This window comes from uncultured Olsenella sp. (genome assembly GCF_959602185.1).
GTDB classification, from domain to species: domain Bacteria; phylum Actinomycetota; class Coriobacteriia; order Coriobacteriales; family Atopobiaceae; genus Olsenella_I; species Olsenella_I phocaeensis.
This window is the reverse complement of record NZ_CAUGRZ010000006.1, coordinates 59,736-74,600: the sequence shown is the minus strand read 5'-3', so window position 1 is coordinate 74,600 and position 14,865 is coordinate 59,736. Positions and strand designations below refer to the sequence as shown.

Here is a 14,865-nt window from a genome sequence, read left to right as displayed (position 1 = left end):
TGCGGAGCGACGACGAGCGCGCGTTGTCGCGTGCTGGATGGCCGCCGGTCGCTGCCGAACGCCCGAGTCCCTCTCCCCTACTTGCCCTTCCTCGCGCGCGTGCGATGCGGCGCGGCGTTGACGCTCACGGGGCAGTACTCGTAGCGCGGCTCCTGCACCTTCTGGACGATCCTCTGGATCGAGCGCAGCACGCGGTCGTGCTCGAGCGACCTCACGACCTCGCTGCGCACGTATGCGCAGCCACAGCCCCCGCCGCAGCTGAACTCGCCGTAGCCCTCGTCGTCGATGGCGACGTCCTTCTCTTCGGAGCCCACCACGCAGCAGAAGGTCGAGCCGGCGTGCCGCGCGCCCACGCGCATGCGCTTGGACCCGCCCTCGGCGTCGGTGAGCACCACGGCCACGCCGCTCATGGGGTGGGCGTCGTCTCCCTCTCGGGTCCAGCCTATGAGGTTGGCGTCGTCCAGGTAGTCGTTCTGGGGGCCGAAGGCGAAGCGCTGGCGCAGCTCCATGAGCAGTGGGAGCTCCGCCACGACGGGGATGTTGCCGTCGTTGGGTATGCCGAAGAGGTCCCCGAAGAAGACGCAGGGATACCCCGCCTCGCGCAGGAGGATCAGCATGTAGGCACTGGGCTTGAACCAGTCCTGGACCGTGCTCTGCAGCGCCTGGTTGGGCTGGGTGTCGTGGTTGTCCACGAAGGTGACAGCACGGATGGGCTCGCGCTGCACCAGCGTGTCGTCGAAGACGTGAGCCAGATCCCTCTCGCCCATGCTGTTGGAGGCGTCAAAGAGCCGGTAGTGCAGCGGCACGTCGAAGAGGCTCATGGGAACCTCACCCAGGTAGGACTCGAGGTCTTCCACCTCGGGCGACCAGTACTCCCCCACCGTGAAGAGCTCCTTGCCCGTGGCCTCGCGCAGGCGCGTGAGCCAGCGGTGGAAGAACGCGCGCGAGATGTGCTTCAGCGCGTCCAGGCGGAAGCCGTCGACGCCGGTGGTCTTGAGGTACCACTCGCCCCAGCGGCCGAGCTCCTCCTCTACTGCAGGCTCGCTCACGTCGACGTCGGAGCCCATGAGGTAGTCGTAGTTGCCGTTCTCGGACTTGTCCACATCCTCGTCCCAGTGCTTGCCGTTAAAGAGGTAGACGCCGGGCTCGTGGGTCGACTCGTCCCAGTCGGTGCCGTGGAAGCAGTGCCAGTCCCAGTGGAAGTCGGAGTACTCGTCGCCGCAACCGGGAAAGCGGTAGCGGGTCCAGGCGCTGATCTGGCGCGGCTCGCCCGCCTGCTCGTTGCGGTTGGCGGGGTTGATGGGGGTGGCCAGGACGTCCTCGCATTCCTCCCCGCCGAAGCGCTGGTTGAGCACGACGTCAGCGAGGACCTGAATGCCCGCCTTCTGGAGGGCGCGGATGGCTGAGAGGTACTCCCTGCGCGTGCCGTACTTGGTGCGGACGCTGCCGCACTGGTCGAACTCGCCCAGGTCCCAGGGGTCGTAGACGGCGTAGCCCACGCCCTCGGCCCCCTCGGAGCTCTTGTAGGCGGGCGGCATCCAGACGGAGCTCACGCCCATGTGCGCGAGGGTGGGCGCGAGCTCGGCCAGGCGCTTCCAGTGCGCGCCGTCCGCGGGTAGGTACCAGGAGAACCCCTGGAGCATCATGCCGTTTTCCATGTGAACCTCCGGAGTGTGGGGGTGGGTGGTTGGGTACGGGGCGGGGTCGCACGCGTGGGTGCGTGCGGCGGCGCCCTGGGTACGGGCAGCGGCGGTGCTGGGCGCGGGCGTGTCGCGGCAGACGCGGGTGCGTACGACGTGCGGCTACGTTGCGGCGCCTCTCTCGCCATGAAAATGCTAGCGCTCGCGGGGTGCAGAAGCAAAGCGAGGCGCTGCTGGCGGCCACGCGCACGCGGCTGCGCACGTGGCCGGGCATCACGCACACCCATGCGGACAGCTGCCGGCACCATGCACGCGAAAGCGCACAAGCAAGAGCATCACACACGTCATTGCGCACACGGTTGGCATCGTGCACGCTCTTGCGCACGTCGGCCCCTCTCGCTATCTGGGCAAACACCGATGTCGCTGTGCGCTATCGCGTGCTGGCTGAGAATGGCGTGCGCAACGGCGTGCACGGCGGCCCAACATGTGCGCAACAGCGTGCCGGACGAAAGCGACGCGCAACGCAACGCAGCGCAAGCGGCGGCAACACACGTGCTCAGCCGAGCGGGTGGCGACCACGCCCGCACGACAAAAAAATAGGGGCACCCCCATTGCTGGAAGCCCCCCCGCAAAACGGTCGAACCGTTTTTCATACTGCAATTAGTCTGGTGGGCAGGAGCGAATTAGTCAAGTCCGCCCACGGATTGCCGCAAATTTCGAACCGTGCTACCGCTTGGCCAGTGGACTTCCCTGCCCGAACTAATACCAACCCCTCACCATCGCCTCGATAAAAGCGAAACCAGTCCGCACGACATCGTTTTCTCGGTAATACGATTCGTGCTTCTTCGTCCGCGCAATGATGTGCCGCAGTTCCTCTCCGCGGCGGACAAGCATGGTGCTGGGCACCAGAGAACTATGGACAAATAGGGTGGTAGAGATTCCCTGGAACCTCTCGTTGCTCAGCTTGATGCGTCTCGTCCCCTTTGAGACGCCAATCCTAGACAGTGCATTGGAGACGGAGTGTTGCGGCGCATGCGCAGGCACTCCCCTCCTCATGTCATCGATGATGCAATTGTTATGGGCGCATGCATTGCGAAGCACGCGCACACTCTGCAGCAGATACGAGTCGTTCTGCATGGCCTTATTGCCAGACCTCTCGGCGACAAACCTGTAGAAGTGAACGAGACGTCCGAAGGGAATCAACTCGAGAAATGCCCAGGCCGGAAAGTCAAAGGAGGGGTATGTTCCCAGCAGATTGCGAACGTAAGGACTCGACTTTCCGCGGTCAATCTCTGCGCGAACGTAGTTGTGTCTTCCGTCGACACTGAGGTTGCGGGGGTCATCAATGAAATCGGCGACCACGGAATAGCCGTCCTCCCCAACACGCTCCAGCTCATTAAGCAGTCGCATCTTTGAGAAGTGTTCGATGTCGATTGCAAGAAGCAGGAGCTCACTGCGCAGGTACATGTCAATGACGGAAAGGTCGACCAGCATGCCAAAGTCAAGGTTGACGAAGCATCCGTCGTTTTCTCCGCCCTGCACCCTGTCAAAGCACTTGCGATATGCCTTGAGCCTGAAGTAGTTGTTGTTTTCCGCCAGGTAGCGAGCCGCCTCTTCACGGCTATACAGCTCGAACTTGATGCCCCTGGTGGCCAGGCGATCTATCTGCTGCTCGACCGAGAGCCACGGCTTGTTTTGCTCCGACATTCTCCTCCCAACTCTGTTAGTGGAAGGATTGTATCCATTGCACGGATGCAGCGCACGCGCTCGATAGGAGCTAAACACGCATTGTGAAGTACAGGTATGTGACTGTAGCCTCACGTGACAGCTGACCGCCATATCGACGTGATTGTGCGCGCGCCGATGCGGTGCTGCGCACGCTGCTGGCATCGAGCACGCACAAGCGCACGGTCGCAGGCAACGTGCACGTCATTGCGCACACTACAGGCGACGTGCACGCGAAAGCGCACATCGGCCCCTCTCGCTATCTGGGCAAACACCGAAGCCACTGTGCGCTATCGCGTGCTGGCTGAGAATGGCGTGCGCAACGGCGTGCCGGTCGAGAGGGGCGTGCACACGACAGCCGCGACGCACACGCGACACCCGCGCACGCGCGTCCCTCTCGCCCGCGTCGGTCGCGTAAGCTACAGGCAGCGGCGCAGGCGCATGCCAGACGCCAGGGGGAGGAGCGGAAATAATGCCGAAGTGGACAAAGGCGCACATCATCGATGGCTTCGTGAGTCTCCTTCACAGGCACAGCTACCCCTCCATCACCGTGGAGATGGTCCTGAACGAGACCGACGTCAGCAAGACGACCTTCTACCGCTACTTCAGGAACAAGGCGGACGTGATGGACGCCTACTTCCAGCGCATCTATGACTCCGCCCTCCTGGACGAGGGCTGTCGCGACCTCGAGGACCTCTTCGCGGCCATCCTGGAGAAGGCCCGCAGGAACCCCGAGCAGTACCGCATGTTCGAGACCACCGGCTACAACTCGTACCGCCAGTTCATCTATCGCTACGCCCTCACCATGGGCACCAAGATCATCGAGACCTCCTGGGGCCGGAAGCTGAGCGAGGTCGAGGCCTTCCACGTCGCCTTCTTCTGCGCCGGAGGCAGCCACGCCGTGGAGGAGTTCAGCCGCGGGCAGAGCTATCGCAGCATGGGCAGCAGGCAGGCGGCGGCCGAGATCGCAAGCATGATGAACTCCGAGTACAAGGTGGCCATCGACGAGGCGATGCGCGCCAACCTGCGGGAGTACATCCGAAGACGGGACGGTTAGGGCAGTTCGTTCCCTTTTGGGACGGTTAGGGCCGTCCAAGCTTTGCGGGCGCACCAGCCCACGCTAGATTCGAGGCCACGCCGGTTCCGGCGGAATCCAGCAAATCCAGCAGGGAAGGACGCCCAACATGAAGGAACAGTATCGCATCATCATCTGGGGCCTGGGCCAGGTGGGCAGGTCGGCCCTGCAGCTCATCGACTCACGCCAGTCCTTGACCCTGGTGGGCGCCTACGACCTGGACCCCGCAAAGGTCGGCAGGAACGCGGGCGAGGTCTTCGGCTTCGAGAAGTGCGGCGTGACCGTGACGGACGACGAGGACGAGGTGCTGGGCCTGGACGCCGACATCGTCCTCTACTACCCCTCCACCAAGTGGGACGAGGGCAAGCTGCCCTCCCCCACCTCCGTCGGGGGCAACGTCGAGGACATCGTCAAGATCCTCTCGCATGGCAAGAACTGCAGCTCGACCCTGCCTGTCTACTTCTCTGAGAAGAACGCGCCGGAGTACTTCAGGCAGATCGACGAGGCCGGCAGGGAGCACGGCGTCACCTACACCCAGCAGGGCATCTTCCCGGGCCTCTTCACCCCGTACCTGCCCACGATCTTCGGCTCGCTGTCCCGCAGGATCGACCAGCTCGTCGTCTACGGCGGGCAGGACGACTCCGCCAACACCACGCCGTGGGTAAACTTCCTCTGCTACGGCAAGACGGTCGACCAGATTCCCGCCCCGCAGTTCGCCTTCCTCAAGAGCCTGTTCTTCACGTACTACGGGCCGACCGTCATCGAGGTCACCGAGCGGCTGGGGCTGGACTACGACGAGTACCGCTGCGACGTCGAGCAGGTGATGGCCGACGCCGAGGTGACGACCCCCAACGCGCACATCATGCCGGGCACCATCGGCACGCACCACTTCGTGATGGCGACCTACGACCATGGCCGCGAGGTGGTAGGCTTCCACTTCAACCACAAGGGGTCGAACCAGATTCTGGCCGACTACAGCGTGGAAAAGGCGATCGAGATCTTCGGGGAGCCCCACGTGAGGGTGGACATCGACGGCATCATCGACCACGAGGACCCGTTCCTGACCAGCGCCGCGCCCAACGTGAACCTGATTCCGGCGATCGTGGACGCGGAGCCAGGCTACCGGGACGCGCTGGACATCGCCTTCGGGAGGCTGCCCAGGTAGCGGGGGTGCGGGCGGGCGGCGGGCGGGGAGTCTGACGCGCGCGGCGGCCGCGACTGCGTCCAACGCGTGCGGCGCGGCCGCGAAAGCGCCGAACGCGCGTATCTCTCGCCCGCGACGACCGCGACTGCGTCCAGCACGTGCGGCGCGACTGCGACGACGTCTAACGCGTGCGTCTCGCCTGCGACGACGCCCAACGCGCGCGCTGCGGCTACGACGACGCCCAACGCGCGCGCTGCAGCCGCGACGACGCCCAACGCGTGCGAATCCATCGCGACAACGTCCGACGCGTTTTCTCGCCATCGCCCAACTGCTCAAACGCAAGGCTCCCAGACGCGTTCGACGTATTCGCGGCTTGCGGAGACGCGACGGACGTTGTCGTGGGGGCCGCGGTGGCCGTATCGCCTCGGCAAGTCAGCATAATTTGAAATTCTGTGGACTGCGCTTCTCGTGAGCTGGGCAAACGTGAGCGTGGTCAACAGAATTTCAAATTATACTGACTTGGCGTCCGATCCGATGTGACGAGGAGCGTGGGCGAGAGTGACGAGCGCAACGGCGCGCCCCTCTCGCCCGAGCCACGGCGCTACAGGTCCTGCAGCGCGACCACGTCCAGCGCGCCGCCACCTCGCGCCCTCACCGCCGCCAGCGCCTGCACCAGCGCGATCGTCGCCGACATGGCCGTCACGCAGCAGATGCCATGGTTCACCGCCGCCGCACGCAGCCGCGCCCCGTCGCCGCGTGAGGCGTGCCCGTGCGGCGTGTTGACGATGAACGCCAGGCTGCCCGACTCCACCAGGTCGAGCGCGTTGGGGTGCCCCTCCGCGACGCGCCTCACCACCTCGCAGGCGATTCCCGCCGCGCGCAGCGTACGAGCGGTCCCCTCGGTGGCCACGATCTTGTAGCCCATGTTGGCCAGCGCCAGCGCCACCGGCGCGATCGCACGTTTGTCGCGGTCGCAGACGGAGACGAACGCCGCCCCCTCGCGGGGCATCTCATAGTCGATGGCCTGCCGGGTCTTGGCGTACGCCTCCGGGAAGCTCGCGGCGATGCCCATGACCTCGCCGGTCGAGCGCATCTCGGGACCCAGCACGGAGTCCGCCCCCGGGAAGCGCGCCCAGGGCATGACCGCCTCCTTCACGGCGAAGTAGCCCAGCTCGCACCCCTCGTCCGGGAGCTCCCCCGCAGCGCGGAGCCCCGCGATCGTCTCGCCCGCCATGACGCGCGCGGCGAGGCGGGCCAGGGGCGCCCCCGTCGCCTTGGACGAGAAGGGCACGGTGCGACTCGCGCGCGGGTTGAGCTCGATGACCAGCAGCTGCTCGTCCTTCACCGCGTACTGCACGTTGAGCAGGCCCACCACGCCCACCTCCAGGGCCAGCCGGCGCGTCGTCTCGCGCACGCGTCGGACCATCTGGACCGAGAGCGAGAACGGCGGGCAGCAGCAGGCGGAGTCGCCGGAGTGGATGCCGCACTCCTCGATGTGCTCGAGTACCGCGCCCACGTGGCACTCGCTGCCGTCGCAGAGCGCGTCCACGTCCAGCTCGATGGCGTCCTCGAGGAAGGCGTCCAGGTAGACGGGATGGTCGGGCGAGACGCGCGTGGCGCGCTCCATGTAGCCGCCCAGCTCGTCCTCGCCGTAGACGATGGCCATGCCGCGCCCGCCCAGCACGTAGCTGGGCCGCACGAGGAGCGGGTAGCCCACGCGGCGCGCCACCTCGCGGGCCTCGTCCGGCGTGCTCGCCGTGGACGAGGGCGGGTAGGCGACCTCCAGGCGGTCGAGCAGCGCGGCGAAGCGGTCGCGGTCCTCGGCCAGGTCGATGGCCTCGGGTTGGGTCCCCAGGATGGGCACGCCCGCGTCGCGCAGGCGACGTGCCAGGTTGATGGGCGTCTGCCCTCCCAGGGTCACGATCACGCCGAGGGGGCGCTCCCACTCCACGACGTTCATCACGTCCTCGAAGGTCAGGGGCTCGAAGTAGAGCCGGTCGGAGCTGTCGTAGTCGGTGGAGACCGTCTCGGGGTTGCAGTTGACCATGACCGTCTGGTAGCCGCGCTCGCGCAGCGCCGCCGAGGCGTGCACGCAGCAGTAGTCGAACTCGATGCCCTGGCCGATGCGGTTTGGACCGGCGGAGAGGATCACCGCGCTGCGGCTCGCAGGCGCATCCGGGGACGCGGGGGCAGGCACGGCCGCGGCACGGGGCCCAGCCTCGAGCGAGGCGCCAGCGCAACTCTCGCCTGGCAGGGCAGCCATGGCAGGCGTGGAATCCGCGGGCGTCTCCCCCGCCGCGTAGCCGAAGTAGTGGTAGCCCGTGTGCGAGGCGAACTCCCCGGCGCAGCTGTCCACGCTGCGGCGCCGGGGCACGACGCCCAGCGCCTCGCGGACGCCGCGCACCACGTCCTCGCCCGAGCCGACGAGGCGCGCGATCTGCAGGTCGGAGAAGCCGAGCTGCTTGGCAGCGAGGAGGCCCTCCGCGCCGAGCCCCGCCAGACCCCGCCGCGCGAGCTCGCTCTCCGCCCGGACGACGTCCCTCATGCGGCAGAGGAACCAGGCGTCCACGCCCGTCGCCTCGTGCAGGCGTGCCACGTCCCAGCCGCGGCGCAGCGCCTCGCCCAGCCAGAGGACGCGCTCCGGCGTGGGGCGCGCCACCAGCTCGAGCAGGCGCGCGTCATCCGCCTCGTCGGCCTCCGCCGGACTCACCAGGCCCGGCCAGCCGCGCTCCAGCGAGCGCAGGGCCTTCTGCAGAGCCTCCTCGAAGCAGCCACCCATGGCCATGGCCTCCCCCACCGACTTCATGCGGGTGGTGAGCTCCTCGCTCGCTCCCTCGAACTTCTCGAAGGCGAAGCGCGGGACCTTGACCACGCAGTAGTCGATGGAGGGCTCGAAGCAGGCTGGCGTGGCGCGGGTGATGTCATTCTGGATCTCGTCCAGGGTGTAGCCGACGGAGAGCAGCGCCGCCATCTTTGCGATGGGGAAGCCCGTAGCCTTGGAGGCCAGTGCCGACGAGCGGCTCACGCGGGGGTTCATCTCGATGACGACTACCTCGCCCGTCGTAGGGCTGACGGCGAACTGCACGTTGGAGCCGCCGCAGGCGACGCCCACCCGCTCGAGGATGGCCAGGGAGTAATCCCGCAGGCGCTGGAGCTCGGCGTCGGTGAGGGTCTGGGCGGGCGCCACGGTGATGGAGTCGCCGGTGTGGACGCCCATGGGGTCGAGGTTCTCGATGGAGCAGACCACGATCCCGTTGCCCGCGGAGTCGCGCATGACCTCCATCTCTATCTCCTTCCAGCCCTCGAGGTCCTGCTCGATCAGCACCTCGTGGGCAGGCGAGAGCGTGAGCCCCTCGCGCGCGATGGCGGCGAGCTCGGCCTCGTCGTGGGCCATGCCGCCACCGGCGCCACCCAGCGTGAAGGCGGGGCGCACCACGACGGGGTAGCCCAGGCGCGCGGCCACGGCCTCGCACTCCCCGAGCGAGTGGGCGACGCCCGAGTCCGCCACGCGCAGACCGATGTCTTCCATGGCCCGGGCGAAGAGCTCGCGGTCCTCGCCGACCTGGATGGAGGCGACGTCGCAGCCGATCACCTCCACGCCCCAGCGTGCGAGGACGCCGGCCTCCTCCAGGGCGACCGCGCAGTTGAGGGCGGTCTGGCCGCCCATGTTGGGGAGAAGCGCGTCGGGCCTCTCGCGCTCGATGACCTTCTCGACACTGGCCACGGTGATGGGCTCGATGTAGGTGCGGTCGGCGGTCTGGGGGTCGGTCATGATCGTGGCGGGGTTGGAGTTGACCAGCACGACCTCGAAGCCCTCCTCGCGCAGGGCCCGGCAGGCCTGGGTGCCGGAGTAGTCGAACTCGCAGGCCTGGCCGATGACGATGGGACCGGAGCCGATGACCAGGATCTTGTGGATGTCGTCGCGACGGGGCATCAGAGGGACCTCCCTTCGGGGGCGGGGACGGCGGGCGTGGAGGCGGCGGGGGCGTGCGACGCAGCTGCTGGTTCGGGCGCGTGCGACGCAGCTGCTGGTTCGGGCGCGTGCGACGCAGCGGCGGGGACGGGCGACGTTGCGGCTAGTTCGGGCGCGGGCGCGAGGTAGTCCGCCTCGCCGTCCACGAGGCGCCTGAACGCGTCGAAGGCGTAGGAGGAGTCGCTGGGCCCGGGTGCCGCCTCGGGGTGGTACTGCAGGCAGAAGGCGCGCGCGTCCAGGAACTGGAGGCCTTCGAGGCTTCCGTCGTTGAGGTTCACGTGCGTGAGGCGGATACGGCCGTAGCGCCCGTTGGCGACCACCGGCGCCACGCGACGGCGGCTCCAGTGCCTGAGGTCGTCGTGGTGGCGCGCCTCTCCCCCGCTGAGCTCGGGGACGAGCGGGCCTAGGCTCGGGAAGTCCGGCACGTAGTTGTGGTTCTGGGCCGTGACCTCGACCCTGCCCGTGAGGAGGTTCATCACCGGCTCGTTGCCGCCGTGGTGGCCATAGGGGAGCTTCTTGACGCTTCCGCCCGCCGCCAGGGCCATGACCTGCGTGCCCAGGCAGATGCCGAAGACGGGAAGCCGCCCCAGGAGGGCGCGCATGGCCTCGAGGGTCGCGCCGACGCTCTGGGGGTCTCCGGGCCCGTTGGAGAAGAAGGCGGCGTCGGGGTCCTGCGCCAGCGCCTTTTCGGCAGGGGTGTCCCAGGGCACGACGACGAGCTCGAGGCCACGCGCGCGCAGGACGTCGGCGATGCCGCGCTTCATACCGCAGTCGTAGGCGACGACGCGACGGGGACGGACGGCAGCCGTGCCCAGCGGGGAAAGCACGGTCCTCTCCCCCACGCTGACGTCGGCGACGTGGTTGTGGCTGCCTATGCCCGCGCTCGCCCGCACGCGCGCGACCAGGCTCCTCGGGTCGAGGTCCGTGGTCGAGACCGCCGCCCTCATGGCGCCCGCCTCGCGGACCCTCAGCGTGAGCGCGCGCGTGTCCACGCCCTGGATGGCCACGACGCCCTCCTGCCGCAGGTAGTCGGGCAGGCTCTGGACGCTCTGCCAGTTGCTCGGCTCGAAGCACATGTCACGCACCACCAGGGCCCTGAGCGCCGGCGCCGCTGCCTGGCCGTCGCTGGCGGTAACGCCGTAGTTCCCCACCTGCGGATAGGTCAGCGTCACGATCTGGCCCGCATAGCTGGGGTCGGTCACGATCTCTTGGTAGCCGGTCATCGAGGTGTTGAACACCAGCTCGCCGAAGGCCTCGCCCTCGGCGCCGCAGCAGCGGCCGGCGTAGCAGCTGCCGTCCTCGAGCGCCAGGAGTGCCCTGGGCAGCTGGTCCGCACCCGCAAGAAGGTTCATCGGAGCTCCTCTCCCCTGCGACCGCTCGCAAAAGGGGCACCCGCGGCCTGCGGATGCCCCTCCTGGCGAGGTGTCGCTTGCGTCCTTGGTGGCGTCTCGCGCCACCGTTAAAGGCTTGAACGCATTCTAGGTGCCAGATATTCAAATCTGCGCAAATTGCGAGAGCGTTTATCTGCTTGTCACAGTTCCAGGCGAGAGGGGCATCACGGACGTCAGCGGGGGCGTCGCGCACGCGCGAACGCACATGTTGCGCAGCCGTGGCGGCACCGCGCACGCGCGAATGCACGCGCCTCTCATCTTCCGCGCATTTGCGCACGCTTTTCTCATCTTCCACGCGCCAACGCACAATCAAACCATCGAGCACGCTCAAACGCACATTACCGCCCCACGTTACCTGGGCAAACGTTGCGGCCAATGTGCGCAAGAGCGTGCGCGCTGAAAAAGCCGTGCGTTCAAGCGTGCTCGATGCCAGCGGCAGTGCGCAAGAGCGTGCTCGCACTCATATTCTGTGCGCAATTGCGTGCTGGGTGAGAAAGGCGCGCACGACGGCGCGAATGGGATGCACGACGAAGCGCCCGGCACGCAGGCGGCCACGGCGTACCCGACCGCCACCGGAGCGGCTCCCAATCGTGTCCCACCCCTGAGCTAAGCTGTGTCCATCACACGACCCGTCTTTCCTCGTACCAAGGAGCATCCATGGCAACCATCGTCTGCCCACACTGCCACCAGAGCTTCGAGCTGGAGAGCTCGGACTACCAGGACATCGTGAGCCAGGTGCGCACCAGCGAGTTCGAGCGCGAGCTGCACGAGCGCCACCGGCTCATGGAGGGGCAGAAGGCCTCCGAGCTGGCGGAGGAACGCGCCAAGTCCCAGCTCGAGCTGCAGCGCCTGCAGTCGGAGCTCAACCAGGAGCTCGCCCAGCTCAGGGAGCGCCTCGCCGCCTCTGACGATGCGCGCGCCTCGGCGGTGCGCGAGGCGCGGCTCTCGGTCGAGCAGGAACGCGTCAAGGTGGAGCGTGAGCGCGACGAGCTTGCGGCCCGGCTCTCCAAGAGCGAGGACGCCACGAAGCTCGCGCAGGAGAGGACCCGCTCCGAGCTCCAGGCCCAGCAGGCCGAGCTCCAGGCCGAGGTCGCGCGACTCAAGGCCGAGCTCCAGGCGCAGCAGGCCCAAGCGGCGCGCGAGCGTCAGCTGGCCGACGCCCAGGCGAAGTCCGAGCTCCAGGCCGAGCGCTCCCGCCTCGAGCTCGAGCTCTCCCGCGCCAAGGACAGCCTGGAGTCCCAGGCCCAGTCGGCGCGCCAGGCGGAGGAGCTCGCCGTGCAGCGCGCCACCTCCGAGCTCCGCACCCAGTGCGTGGCGCTCGAGGGGCAGCTCGCCCAGCGCGACAGCCAGCGCAACGAGCTCGAGGCACGCTACCGCGAGAAGCTCAACGAGGCGCAGAAGTCCCAGGAAGAGATCGTGCGCATCAAGGACGACGAGATAGAGCGCCTCAAGGACTACCGCCTGCGGCTCACGGTGAAGATGACGGGAGAGAGCCTCGAGCAGCACTGCCAGCAGGAGTTCAACCGCTGGCGCTCCCAGGACCCCTCCTCGTTCAAGAACATCTACTTCGAGAAGGACAACGAGGCCGTCGAGGGCACCAAGGGCGACTTCGTGTATCGCGAGACGGACGACGAAGGCAACGAGCTTCTCTCCATCATGTTCGAGATGAAGAACGAGGAGCTGGGCTCCACCAACAAGAAGACAAACGAGTCCCACCTGGCCAAGCTTGACCGCGACCGCCAGAAGAAGGGCTGCGAGTACGCGGTGCTGGTGTCGATGCTCGAGCTCGACAGCGACTACTACAACCAGGGCATCGTGGACATGTCATATCGCTATCCCAAGATGTACGTGGTGAGGCCTCAGTTCTTCCTGCTGATCATCGCCCTCCTGCGCAACGCCGCCCAGAAGTCCCAGGACTTGCGCCTGCAGATTGCCCAGATGCGGAGCGAGCAGATCGACATCACGAACTTCGAGGACGCCCTAGGCGACTTCCAGGACAAGTTCGGCCGCAACGTGGAACTTGCCAACAAGAAGTTCAACACGGCGGTGGAAGAGATTGACAAGACCATCACCCACCTGCAGAAGGTGAAGGAGAACCTGCTGGGCTCCCAGAACAACCTGCGCCTGGCGGACGAGAAGGCGAACAAGCTCACCATCAAGCGCCTCACCAAGAACAGCCCCATGCTGGCCGAGCGCTTCCGCGAGCTGGACGACAACAAGGGCTAGGGACGCCCGCAGGCGAGAGGGACACACCCGCGGGGCCGGGGCAGGCTGTGCGCTGGCACCGCCGCCGTCTTGGCTCTCCCTAGCGCTGCCCGCGGGGCCGGGGCAGGCTGCCAGACGGATGCTTCGCATGTCTCCCGCACGGGCAGAGACTAGGCGCCGCGGGCGTCGCCTTATCGCGGGCGTCGCCTTGCCGCTCCCGACCGCGACCGCGATCGCATGTCTCCCGCACAAGCAGGGGGGAGCCGGACCAAGTCCGACTCCCCCCTTGCCTTGCAAGACGACGGCGGCAGCGCCCCCACGTCGGACGTGCTAGCAGACGCCCTGGGCCATCATGGCGTCGGCTACCTTGAGGAAGCCGGCGATGTTGGCGCCGAAGACGAGGTCACCCTCGTGGCCGTACTCCTTGGCGGCGTCGTAGGCGGCGGCGTAGATGGAGTCCATGATGCCGTGGAGCTTCTCGTCGACCTCGTCGAAGGTCCAGGAGAGGTGCTCGTGGTTCTGGCTCATCTCCAGGCCGGAGGTCGCGACGCCACCAGCGTTGGCAGCCTTGCCGGGGGCAAAGAATACGCCGTTCTCCTTGAGGTACTGCGTCGCCTCGAGGGTGGTGGGCATGTTGGCGCCCTCCACCACGTAGCCGCAGCCGTTGGCAACGAGCCTCTGGGCGTCGGCGAGCTCGAGCTCGTTCTGGGTCGCGCAGGGCATGGCGATGTCGCAGTTCTCGCCCCAGGGACGCTCGCCCTCGTGGTAGGTCGCGCCGGGACGGGCGGCGACGTACTCGCTGATGCGACCGCGGCGGCCCTGCTTGATGTCGACGAGGGTGTCGAAGTCGATGCCCTCGGGGTCATAGACGTAGCCGTTGGAGTCGGAGGCGGTCACGACCTTGGCACCCAGCTGCTCGGCCTTCTGGATGGCGTACTGCGCGACGTTGCCGGAGCCCGAGACCGCGACGACCTTGCCCTCGATGGACTCACCGCGCTGCTTGAGCATGTTGAGCAGGAAGTACACCGCGCCGTAGCCGGTGGCCTCGGTGCGGGCGAGCGAGCCGCCGTACGAGAGGCCCTTGCCGGTGAGCACGGAGGACCAGCTGTTGGTGAGGCGCTTGTACTGGCCGAAGAGGTAGCCGATCTCGCGCGCGCCGGTGCCGATGTCGCCCGCGGGGACGTCGGTGTCGGGGCCGATGTGCTTCACGAGCTCGGTCATGAAGGACTGGCAGAAGCGCATGACCTCGGCATCGGACTTGCCCTTGGGGTCGAAGTCGGAGCCGCCCTTGCCGCCGCCCATGGGAAGCGTGGTGAGGGAGTTCTTGAAGATCTGCTCGAAGCCCAGGAACTTGAGGATGCCCAGGTTGACGGAGGGATGCAGGCGCAGGCCGCCCTTGTAGGGACCGATGGCACTGTTGAACTGCACGCGGTAGCCACGGTTGACCTGGACCTTGCCGGCATCGTCCACCCAGGGCACGCGGAAGATGACGATGCGCTCGGGCTCGACGAGGCGCTCGAGCAGGGCAGCCTTCTCAAACTCGGGATGCGCGTCGAGGGCGGGCTGCAGGGTCGTGAGGACCTCCTCGGCCGCCTGGATGAACTCCGGCTGGTCGGAGTAGCGCTCCTTCAGCTCGGCGATGACCTTCTCGGAATAGGACATGGTCTCTCCCCTCAAGGGTTGTGACGCAATGCGGACGGCTAAAGAATAGG

At 67.1% G+C, this 14,865-nt stretch carries 8 protein-coding genes; 3 read left to right on the top strand and 5 right to left on the bottom strand.

What is annotated here, in order from left to right; all coding sequences use genetic code 11:
- Positions 1-77: 77 nt before the first annotated feature.
- Together Q5923_RS05655 and Q5923_RS05650 are read right to left on the bottom strand one after the other, a co-directional pair.
- On the bottom strand, positions 78-1,658 hold the full coding sequence (locus Q5923_RS05655) for an alpha-amylase (RefSeq protein WP_303132702.1): 1,581 nt from the start codon (positions 1,656-1,658) through the stop codon (positions 78-80).
- A 741-nt stretch (positions 1,659-2,399) separates the two neighbouring features.
- A complete protein-coding gene (locus Q5923_RS05650; protein ID WP_303132700.1) occupies positions 2,400-3,347 on the bottom strand; it encodes an Abi family protein in 948 nt (315 codons plus the stop codon).
- A gap of 490 nt (positions 3,348-3,837) precedes the next feature.
- Here Q5923_RS05650 and Q5923_RS05645 point away from each other — a divergent pair, with 490 nt between their 5' ends.
- Complete coding sequence (locus Q5923_RS05645; RefSeq protein WP_303132698.1) at positions 3,838-4,422, top strand: TetR/AcrR family transcriptional regulator; 585 nt, start codon at positions 3,838-3,840, stop codon at positions 4,420-4,422.
- A 127-nt stretch (positions 4,423-4,549) separates the two neighbouring features.
- Positions 4,550-5,605, top strand: a complete 1,056-nt coding sequence (locus Q5923_RS05640) for a hypothetical protein (protein ID WP_303132696.1) — start codon at positions 4,550-4,552, stop codon at positions 5,603-5,605.
- A 580-nt stretch (positions 5,606-6,185) separates the two neighbouring features.
- Here the strand turns inward: Q5923_RS05640 and carB are convergent.
- Both carB and carA read right to left on the bottom strand, forming a co-directional pair.
- Entirely contained in the window at positions 6,186-9,518 is a 3,333-nt protein-coding gene (gene carB, locus Q5923_RS05635) for a carbamoyl-phosphate synthase large subunit (RefSeq protein WP_303132694.1), read from the bottom strand.
- Positions 9,518-10,909 carry a glutamine-hydrolyzing carbamoyl-phosphate synthase small subunit gene (carA, locus tag Q5923_RS05630; protein WP_303132693.1) on the bottom strand — a complete coding sequence of 464 codons (1,392 nt, stop codon included), beginning with the start codon at positions 10,907-10,909 and terminating at the stop codon, positions 9,518-9,520. Before carA ends, carB begins: the two co-directional genes overlap by 1 nt.
- A 696-nt stretch (positions 10,910-11,605) precedes the next feature.
- Between carA and Q5923_RS05625 the strand changes: the two genes are divergently transcribed.
- Positions 11,606-13,174 (top strand): DUF2130 domain-containing protein, encoded by a 1,569-nt coding sequence (locus Q5923_RS05625; protein ID WP_303132691.1) that lies wholly within the window; start codon positions 11,606-11,608, stop codon positions 13,172-13,174.
- A 309-nt stretch (positions 13,175-13,483) separates the two neighbouring features.
- Here the strand turns inward: Q5923_RS05625 and gdhA are convergent, their stop codons facing one another.
- A complete protein-coding gene (gene gdhA / locus Q5923_RS05620) occupies positions 13,484-14,815 on the bottom strand; it encodes an NADP-specific glutamate dehydrogenase (protein WP_072499680.1) in 1,332 nt (443 codons plus the stop codon).
- Positions 14,816-14,865 lie beyond the last annotated feature (50 nt).

What these genes read in the sequence shown, in the direction of transcription:
- Q5923_RS05655 (WP_303132702.1), bottom strand. Translation starts at nt 1,658, where the DNA reads ATGGAAAACGGCATGATGCTCCAGGGGTTCTCCTGGTACCTACCCGCG.
- Q5923_RS05650 (WP_303132700.1), bottom strand. Translation starts at nt 3,347, where the DNA reads ATGTCGGAGCAAAACAAGCCGTGGCTCTCGGTCGAGCAGCAGATAGAT.
- Q5923_RS05645 (WP_303132698.1), top strand. Translation starts at nt 3,838, where the DNA reads ATGCCGAAGTGGACAAAGGCGCACATCATCGATGGCTTCGTGAGTCTC.
- Q5923_RS05640 (WP_303132696.1), top strand. Translation starts at nt 4,550, where the DNA reads ATGAAGGAACAGTATCGCATCATCATCTGGGGCCTGGGCCAGGTGGGC.
- carB (WP_303132694.1), bottom strand. Translation starts at nt 9,518, where the DNA reads ATGCCCCGTCGCGACGACATCCACAAGATCCTGGTCATCGGCTCCGGT.
- carA (WP_303132693.1), bottom strand. Translation starts at nt 10,909, where the DNA reads ATGAACCTTCTTGCGGGTGCGGACCAGCTGCCCAGGGCACTCCTGGCG.
- Q5923_RS05625 (WP_303132691.1), top strand. Translation starts at nt 11,606, where the DNA reads ATGGCAACCATCGTCTGCCCACACTGCCACCAGAGCTTCGAGCTGGAG.
- gdhA (WP_072499680.1), bottom strand. Translation starts at nt 14,815, where the DNA reads ATGTCCTATTCCGAGAAGGTCATCGCCGAGCTGAAGGAGCGCTACTCC.